Here is an 8,747-nt window from a genome sequence, read left to right on the forward strand (position 1 = left end):
CTGAACACGGTGTCGACGATCTTCGCGTTCGTGCTCGGCGCCTCGACGCTGCCGTTCCTGTGGAACGTGTTCAAGAGCTACCGGTACGGCGAGGTCGTCACCGTGGACGACCCGTGGGGCTACGGCAACTCCCTCGAGTGGGCGACGTCCTGCCCGCCGCCGCGGCACAACTTCACCGAACTGCCGCGCATCCGCTCGGAGCGTCCGGCGTTCGAGCTGCACTACCCGCACATGGTCGAGCGCATGCGTGCCGAGGCCCACGTGGGGCCGGGCTCCGGAGCCCACGACGAGGAGCTCGTCGGCGTCGGCCACGGCGGCGGCACCGCCACGCTGGAACGCGACAAGTGACCGGTCCCGGGTGCACCGCGGTCATGAGGTGAACCGCGGGCCCCGACCAACGAGGGCGGCCCCTCCCCGGCATCGGGGAGGGGCCGCCCTCGCATCTGCGGGTCCGCATCCCCGGGGCCGCAATCGGGGCCGGGACGGCGCCGCCGGATGTAGTCTGCGGCACGAGCGGAGAGGGTTGCCGCCCCGCCGCCGTGCAGTTCGTGATGAGATTGCTGCCGGTGCCTCTTCCCGGCACGCGAGCGTGTAAGGAGGTTCCGGTCGGTGACCGAAACGGATTCCACTCTGCTGGTCACGGTGACCGGCCCGGACAAGCCGGGCGTCTCGTCCGCGGTGTTCTCTGTGCTGTCGGCGCACAACGTGAGCCTTCTCGATGTCGAACAGGTCGTCATCCGGGGCCGGCTGACGCTGGGAGTGCTGGTGGCCGCGCCGCCCGAGTCGGCGCCGCTGCGCGGCGACCTCGAACGGGCGGCGGTCGATATCGGGATGACCGTGGACGTGGCGCTGGGCGTGGACCCGGCGCGCGGTCACGAGGTGTCCACCCATGCCATCGTGGTGCTGGGGCGCCCGGTGACGGCCAGCGCATTCCAAGCCATCGCGCGTGCCATCGCCGACTGCGGCGCGAACATCGACGCGATCCGGGGGATCGCCGACTACCCCGTGACCGGGCTTGAGATGCAGGTATCCACGCCGGGCCGGAGCGTCCGCGAGGACGCCGCACTGCGCGCGTCGGTCGCAGAGGCCGCGGCCACGCAGGACGTCGACGTCGCCGTGGACCGCGGAGGGCTGGCCCGGCGTTCCAAGCGGCTCATCGTGTTCGACGTGGATTCGACGTTGATCCAGGGCGAGGTCATCGAGATGCTCGCCGCCCACGCCGGCAAGAAGGCCGAGGTGCGGGCGGTCACCGAGTCGGCGATGCGCGGCGAGATCGACTTCGCCGAATCGCTGCACCGGCGCGTCGCCGTGCTGGAGGGGCTTCCGGCGTCGGTAGTCGAGGAGGTGGGCGCGGCCATCCAGCTCACGCCGGGTGCGCGCACCACTATCCGCACCCTCAAACGCATCGGATACCGCTGCGGCGTGGTGTCCGGCGGTTTCACTCAGGTGATCGCGGGCCTGGCGCGCGAGCTCGAGCTGGACTTCGCGCTCGCCAACGAGCTGGAGATCGTCGACGGCAGGCTCACCGGTCGCGTGGTGGGCACGGTGGTCGACCGCGCCGAGAAGGCCGTGGCGCTCCGTCGGTTCGCCGAGGGCGCTGGTGTGTCGCTGGAGCAGACGGTGGCCGTGGGCGACGGCGCCAACGACATCGACATGCTCACGGCCGCGGGGCTCGGTATCGCGTTCAACGGCAAGCCCGCGCTGCAAGAGGTGGCGGACGCGTCGCTCAACTACCCGTTCCTCGACGCGGTGCTGTTCATCCTGGGCGTCACCCGGGACGAGGTCGAGGCGGCCGACGCGGTGGACGGCCTTGTGCGCCGGGTGCCGATCGACGACTGACCTGACGGCGAATCACGGGAGGGATGGCGCGTGACGGGAACGGATGCGGGCGACGGGCGCTCGGTGGTGCAGAAGGCATGGCAGTGGCTGCGCGGTGACGTGCGCTCTCCGCAGCAGGCGCACCAGGCCGTCCTCACCAATACCTTCGAGGCCCGCCACGGGGTGCTCGCCCGCGGCTACGGTTCGGCGGCCGACCCGGCGGAACCCTCGGATGTGCTGGCGATGCAAGTGGTGCTGCACATCGAGAAGCGCGACCCCCCGGCGCGCAGCGATCTGCTCGCGGCCGCCGCCACCGCTGCGGTCGCGCTGTGCCTGGACGAGCGGAGCGGGCCGGGCGGCGAGTGGGGCTCGGCCGTGCACGCCTGGGTGAGCGCCCGCATCCGCAAGGTGACGCGACGCGCCCGCGGCAAGCAGTGGGAGGACGTGCAGGCTCTCCCCGGGATCACCGCGGCGTGCGGGGGAGCCGAGGCGCGTGCCTTGGTTCCCGGGCCCGTCGGCCAGCTGGACCCGCGCGTGAAGAAGCTGCAGATCAGCGGCACGGACCTGCCCGACGACGACCCGGACAGGCCTGCCGCCAAGCTGCCCGTCATCTGGATCGACGCCGCGCTGGGCATGTCCACCGGCAAGGCCGCGGCGCAGGCGGGGCACGCGGCCATGATCCTCGCGGGCGCCATGACCTTCGAGCAGGTGCGGAACTGGGCGCGGCACGACTACGCCTGCAGCGTCCGCGACGCGCCGCCGGAGCAGTGGGCGCGGCTGCAGGAGCAGGTGCGTGAGGGGGAGGCGGTCGCGGTCCGCGACGCGGGCTTCACCGAGGTGGCGCCGGGGTCGATGACGGTGATCGCCGAGCTGCACGGCCTGCCGTAGGCCGCCGTCGGTCAGCCGGCCCCGAGCCGTGCGAGAGCGCCGCGCGCCGCATCGCCGTCGGTCGTCTCCCAGAACGGGGGCAGAGACGCCCGCAGGTAGCCGCCGTAGCGTGCCGTGGCCAGCCGCGAGTCGAGAACCGCGACCACCCCGCGGTCGGTGGTGCTGCGCAGCAGGCGGCCGACGCCCTGCGCCAGCAGCAGTGCCGCATGGTTGGCTGCGATGGCCATGAAACCGTTGCCGCCCCGCGATTCGACGGCGCGCTGGCGGGCGCCCAGAAGCGGGTCGTCGGGCCGCGGGAACGGGATGCGGTCGATGAGCACCAGCGACAGCGACGGGCCGGGCACGTCCACTCCCTGCCACAGGGAGAGCGTGCCGAAAAGGGACGTGGCCGGGTCGTCGGCGAATCTGCTCACCAGTTGCCCGGTGGAGTCCTCGCCCTGGCACAGCACCGGCGTGTCGAGCCGTTCCCGCATCGCGTCCGCAGCGGCGCGGGCGGCGCGCATGGACGAGAACAATCCGAGGGTGCGTCCCCCGGCCGAGGAGACCAGGCCGGCGATCTCATCGAGCAACGCCGGCGACTGCCCGTCGCGTCCCGGCGGCGGCAGGTGTGCGGCCACGTAGAGGATGCCGGCCCGCGCATGATCGAACGGCGAGCCGACGTCGAGCGAACTCCACCGGACTGCGGCGGGACGCTCGGAATCCGGCTTGTCGGCGGGCACCTCCTTGCCGGTGGCCAGGTCCGGGTCGATCGTGCGGACTGCGGGGGACTGGGTGGCCGGCGGCAGACCCCAGTCGATGGCCAGGCCGTCGAAGGATCCGCCCACCGTGAGCGTGGCGGAGGTGAGAATGGTCGTGGCCTCGCCGAACAACCGGGCACGCAGCATCCCGGCCACCGACAGCGGCGCCACGCGCACCACGTGCCCGCGGCGATCCTCGTCGGCCAGCCACACCACATCCCGCCGCCGGGCCGGGTCCGGATCGTCGAAGGCGCTGAGCACGCGCACGGCGGTGTCGTGCAGCTCGTCCAGCTGGCTCAGCGCGGCGGTGCGGGCCGCAGCCGCCTCAGGGTCCGACGCCGTCATCCCCTGCTTGACGGGGCCGATCGCGGTGCGCGCCGCCCACGCGGCGTCACGCAGAGCGGCGAGGGCGGACCCCGCCGCGTCCGGCACGCGCTGCCACGCGCCCTCGGGGCAATCGGACAGGGCGTCGGCCAGGTTCTCTCCGGCCTCCTGCAGCCGGTCGGAGTCCTGCTCCTCGATCAGGCGCGCGCACCGCTTGACCGCCGCGGCCACGGCGGGCCCGGTGAGCTCTGCGGTGGCCACCCCGGTGACCCGGTCCACCAACTCGTGCGCCTCGTCGATGATGACCACATCGTGTTCGGGCAGTACCGGGACGCCGGTGATGGCGTCGATCGCAAGCAAAGCGTGATTCGTGACGACGACGTCGGCCCCGCCGGCGGCGGCGCGCGCGCGTTCGGCGAAGCAGTCGGTGCCGTGCGGGCAGCGCGACGCGCCCAGGCATTCGCGGGCGCTCACGCTGGCCTGCCGCCACGCCGTGTCGGTGACGCCGGGGGCCAAGTCGTCGCGGTCGCCGGTGTCGGTCTCGTCGGACCATTCCCGCAGCCGCTTGATCTCGCGGCCCAGGCGGGAGACGGCGAACGGGTCGAACAGCTCCTCGTCCGGCTGTTCGTCCGCCGCACCCGACGACAGCTTATTGAGGCACAGGTAGTTGCCGCGGCCTTTGAGGATGGCGAACTCGGGGCGCCGGGGCAGGGCGGGCGCCAGGGCGTCGGCGAGCCGCGGCAGGTCGCGCTCCACCAGCTGGCGCTGCAGCGCGATGGTGGCGGTGGAGACCACCACCGTGCGGCCGGTGCGCACCGCGTGCTCCACGGCCGGGACCAGGTAGGCCAACGACTTGCCGGTGCCGGTGCCGGCCTGCACGGCCAGGTGCTCGCCGGTGTCGATGGCGTGCTCGACGGCCGACGCCATCCGGATCTGCCCGGGACGCTGCGCACCGCCGACCGATGCGACTGCGAGGTCGAGCAGGCCCGCGACCGTCGCCGAAGCGGTCCCGTCGGCTCCCGCCTCCGGGGCGTCGGGAGTCGCGGTGGCAGTGGCGTCTGTGGCAGTGGCGTCTGTGGCAGTGGCGTCGGTGTCGGAGGCGTCGACGGCGGGCTGCGGCATCACACGAGCCTATCCGTTCGCGCCGGGCGGCCCGCATGCCGGATTCGGCCGTCCGTCACGGGTGCGGGACCGTGCCCACCAGTTCCGCGCCCGCCGCACGCATCTGATCGAGTGCGGTCGCCACGGTGTCCGCGGCGACGCCCGCGGTGTGCTCCAGCAGCACGCGCGTGGGGAATCCCGCGGTTGCGGCGTCGAGTGCCGTCGCGCGCACGCAATGGTCGGTCGCGATCCCGACGACGTCGACGGCGCTGATGCCCTGATCGCGCAGCCAGTCGCCGAGTGCAACGCCGCCGGCTTCAGCCAGATCGGCATCGGTGGTGCCGTCGAAGCCGGAGTAGCCGTCGTCGTACTGGCCCGAGTAGAAGACGGCGTCGAGCGTGGGACTGCCGAGTTCCGGGTGCGGCTCGGCACCGGGGGTGTGGGCACGGCAGTGGACCGGCCAGGTGGTGACGTAGTCCGGTTCGGTGCCGGCTGCGGCGAAGTGCCGGCCGGGATCGATGTGGTGATCGCGGGTTGCGACGACGGCGGAGTACTCGGCGCGGTGTTCAGTGAGGAAGCGGCGGATCGATGCGGCGACCGCCGCACCGCCCGGCACCGCCAGTGTGCCGCCCTCGCAGAAGTCGTTCTGCACGTCGACGATGATCAGGGCCCGGTGTTCGCGGCGCGCTGCGGGCGTGGCCCGGGTGTTGCCGGTCATGCGGTGCTCCTTCGACTGCGGGTGTGCCTCCACTGTGCTCGCGGGCCCGAGTGCAGTCCACCGGCCGGACGAATCCCGCTTCCGGCGGCCGTGGTCAGGGGAGGAACCGGGTCGTCACCGCGGGCAGGCCGTGCGTGAGCCGCAGGCCCTCCCAGGGCAGGCCGGTGAGCCTTTCCGCCACCAGCGTGCGCGCACCGTCGATCCCGCCCCGCCCGGGTGCGGGTGCACCGCCGCGCACCAGCGGGCGCAGCAGCTGTTCGGCGTGCAGGCCCGGCCCCGCGAGGGCTCCGGCGGCATCGAGGCCGTCCGGGTCGGAGAAGCCGGCGCCGGCCCGGTAGACGACTTCTTCGACGATCGTGCCGGTGGGGCGTACCGCGCGCACAGCCCTCTTGGCGCCGCCGCGCGAGGGTTTGTCCGTGCTGCGCTTGGCGACGGGGACGCCGTCGACCTCGACGAGCTTGTACACCATGCCGGCGGTGGGCGCGCCCGCGCCGGTGACCAGCGAGGTGCCCACCCCGTACGCGTCGACGGGTTCGGCGCGCAGGGCGGCGATCCCGTATTCGTCGAGATCGCCGGAGACGACGATCTTCGTGCCGGTGGCGCCAAGTCCGTCGAGCTGGGTGCGCACCTGCCGGGCCATCTCGCCCAGATCGCCCGAGTCGATACGCACCGCCCCCAGTCCGGTGCCCGCCACCGCGACCGCCCGCCGGACGCCCTCGGTGATGTCGTAGGTGTCCACCAGCAGTGTGGTTCCGGTTCCCAGTGCCGCCACCTGCGCGCGGAAGGCGGCCGACTCGTCCGGCCCGTCCCCCGTGGTGTGCAGCAGGGTGAACGCGTGCGCGCTCGTCCCGGCGCCGGGGATGCCGTGGCGGCGCACGGCCTCGAGGTTGGAGGTCGCGTCGAAGCCGCCCACGTAGGCGGCGCGCGCGGCGGCCACCGCGGCCTGCTCGTGCGTGCGCCGCGACCCCATCTCGATCAGGGTGCGCGGACCCGCTGCGTGAGCCATGCGTGCGGCCGCCGAGGCAATGGCCGAATCGTGGTTGAGTATCGACAGCACGAGAGTCTCCAGCACGACGCACTCGGCGAACGTGCCGCGCACCGACAGGATCGGCGACCCCGGAAAATACAACTCGCCTTCCTGGTACCCGTCGATGTCGCCGGAGAACCGGAAGCCCTCCAGCCATTCGAGAGTGCGGGTGTCCAGGACCCCGCGCAGCGGCTCCAGCTCGGCGTCGCCGAAGCGGAAGTGCGCCAGGGCGTCGAGCAGGCGTCCGGTGCCGCCGACGATCCCGTAGCGCCGTCCGTCGGGCAGCCGCCGGGCGAACACTTCGAAGGCGCAGCGCCGGTGCGCCGCCCCGCCCGCCAGCGCGGCGCGAAGCATGGTCAGCTCGTACATGTCCGTGAGCAGCGCGGTGCTGCCCGCATGCTCGGCAGGTGCGGAAGACGGGTTCACCCCCTCAACCTAAGGCCCCCGGAGCCGGGCGTGCCAGACCGGGCCGCGCGGTCCGGCGAGGTCTGAACTGGCCGGAGTTCGCGGTCCCGCGGGTTCGGCGGGGCCGTAGCCCGGGGCGGTGGCGGGCCGTACCCTTGGGGCATGGCTGCACCGATGCCCAGCGCGCCCGCCGCGGAACCGCAGGTGGACGAGGAACTCGACGAGCTCGAGGAGATCGACCAACCCTGGGTGACCATCGTGTGGGACGATCCGGTGAACCTCATGCACTATGTGGCGTTCGTCTTCCAGAAGCTGTTCGGCTACAGCAAGGAGAAGGCGAACGAGCTGATGATGAAGGTGCACAACGAGGGCAAGGCGGTCGTCAGTTCCGGTGGCCGCGACAAGATGGAGAACGACGTCCGCCGCCTGCATGCCGCCGGATTATGGGCGACGATGCAACGGGGCGAATGAGCAACGGGGCGAATAAGCTGGGCGGGCTGATCCGCGATACGAACTGATCGGAGTCGGGAACCCAAGTGCGTGAGTGGACGAGGAAGCATTCGCTGGGGGGCGTGCGGTTCCGATCGGACATCAGCGACCACGAGTCGGCAGTGCTCCGCTCGATGGTGACGTCGGTGGTGGGGATGCTCGACGCGCGGGAACAGGAGACTCCGCAGGACGATCTCGCGGCGCTCACCGGCATGCGTTCGGGCAGCAACGAGGCGCCCAGCGACCCGATCCTGGCACGCCTGCTGCCGGACTTCCACCGGCCCGAGCACGACAAGGGCGCCGACCCGGCGGAGGGTGCCGACCTCAACGGCGCGCTGCGCAGCCTGCACGAGTTGGACATCATCGGGGAAAAGCGGCGAGTGGCGCGGGAGATGCTCGCGTCGCTGCCGGAGGGCGGCGGCCGGGTCACGCTGACGGCGGAGCAGGCCGACTCCTGGGTGACCGCGCTCAACGACGTGCGGCTGGCGCTGGGCGCGGCGCTGGGCATCGACGCGGACACCCCGGAGCACCCTCCCGAGGACGACCCGCGCGCCGGCGAGATGGACATCTACCACTGGGCCACGTGGGTTCAGGACAGCCTGGTGCAGGTGATGATGCAGTGACGGGAGTCGGGGCGTGAGTGCGGTACCGGGAAAAGCGGGTGGCGGTGGGTGACGTGCACGGACGGCCCGACGCGTCGCCCGGCGCCGTCAACGCGATCGTCGACGTCCCGGGCATCCGCGTGGGCCACGCGCACCGGCTGGACGCGGGCGTCACCGTCGGCGCGGCGGACGGGTCGTCGGACGGCGGCGGCTGGGCCACCGGGTGCACGGTGGTGCGCATGCCCGACGACGGTGCGGTGGCGGCGGTGGACGTGCGCGGCGGGGGCCCCGGCACGCGCGAGACCGACCTGTTGGACCCGGCGCACACCGTCCAGCGGGTGCACGCGATCCTGCTCACCGGCGGCAGCGCCTTCGGGCTGGCCGCCGCCGACGGCGTGATGCGCCGCCTGGAGGACGAGGGCGTGGGCATCCCGATGGGCGGCGCCGGCAAAGCGGTGCCCATCGTGCCCGGCGCGGTGATTTTCGACCTGCCCGTGGGCGGCTGGCGCAACCGTCCGGACGCGGCCTTCGGATACGCGGCGACGGCGGCCGCGGCTGCGGGTGGGCGGACAGCAGGCGGTCGGGGTGCGGCGGACGCGCCCGGCGCGGCGGCGATCGCCACCGCGGGCGGGGACTCG

General features: G+C 72.9%; 8 protein-coding genes and 1 pseudogene. 6 read left to right on the top strand and 3 right to left on the bottom strand.

Translation table 11 applies throughout. The features are described 5' to 3' along the window. From JJ683_RS17955 to JJ683_RS17965, 3 genes and pseudogenes are all read left to right on the top strand, one after another. Positions 1-348 (top strand): annotated as a pseudogene (locus JJ683_RS17955) (cytochrome ubiquinol oxidase subunit I); the annotation flags it as partial. A gap of 261 nt (positions 349-609) precedes the next feature. Then, a complete protein-coding gene (gene serB, locus JJ683_RS17960; protein ID WP_200176131.1) occupies positions 610-1,839 on the top strand; it encodes a phosphoserine phosphatase SerB in 1,230 nt (409 codons plus the stop codon). Positions 1,840-1,938: 99 nt separating this feature from the next. Further along, positions 1,939-2,706 (top strand): peptidyl-tRNA hydrolase, encoded by a 768-nt coding sequence (locus tag JJ683_RS17965; RefSeq protein ID WP_307811041.1) that lies wholly within the window; start codon positions 1,939-1,941, stop codon positions 2,704-2,706. Positions 2,707-2,717: 11 nt separating this feature from the next. On the opposite strand, the gene JJ683_RS17970 is transcribed toward JJ683_RS17965, so the two are convergent. The 3 genes from JJ683_RS17970 to JJ683_RS17980 all read right to left on the bottom strand — a co-directional run bounded on the left by JJ683_RS17970 (position 2,718) and on the right by JJ683_RS17980 (position 6,982). Continuing rightward, entirely contained in the window at positions 2,718-4,889 is a 2,172-nt protein-coding gene (locus JJ683_RS17970; RefSeq protein ID WP_200176133.1) for an ATP-dependent DNA helicase, read from the bottom strand. A gap of 55 nt (positions 4,890-4,944) precedes the next feature. Continuing rightward, on the bottom strand, positions 4,945-5,586 hold the full coding sequence (locus JJ683_RS17975) for an isochorismatase family protein (RefSeq protein ID WP_200176136.1): 642 nt from the start codon (positions 5,584-5,586) through the stop codon (positions 4,945-4,947). A 94-nt stretch (positions 5,587-5,680) separates the two neighbouring features. Beyond that, positions 5,681-6,982: a nicotinate phosphoribosyltransferase gene (locus JJ683_RS17980; RefSeq protein ID WP_200176144.1), complete on the bottom strand. Its 1,302-nt coding sequence runs from the start codon at positions 6,980-6,982 to the stop codon at positions 5,681-5,683. A gap of 210 nt (positions 6,983-7,192) precedes the next feature. On the opposite strand from JJ683_RS17980, the gene clpS reads away from it, so the two are divergent. The 3 genes from clpS to JJ683_RS17995 form a co-directional block, all read left to right on the top strand. After that, the gene (gene clpS / locus JJ683_RS17985) at positions 7,193-7,489 is read left to right on the top strand and encodes an ATP-dependent Clp protease adapter ClpS (RefSeq protein ID WP_372435339.1); all 297 of its coding nucleotides are present in this window, start codon (positions 7,193-7,195) and stop codon (positions 7,487-7,489) included. Between the two features lie 65 nt (positions 7,490-7,554). Beyond that, a complete protein-coding gene (gene aosR, locus JJ683_RS17990) occupies positions 7,555-8,130 on the top strand; it encodes an oxidative stress transcriptional regulator AosR (protein WP_200176140.1) in 576 nt (191 codons plus the stop codon). Positions 8,131-8,168: 38 nt separating this feature from the next. After that, positions 8,169-8,747: P1 family peptidase (locus JJ683_RS17995; RefSeq protein ID WP_200176142.1), on the top strand; the 579-nt coding region annotated here is incomplete at its 3' end.

This window comes from Tomitella cavernea (assembly GCF_016599145.1).
GTDB classification, from domain to species: domain Bacteria; phylum Actinomycetota; class Actinomycetes; order Mycobacteriales; family Mycobacteriaceae; genus Tomitella; species Tomitella cavernae.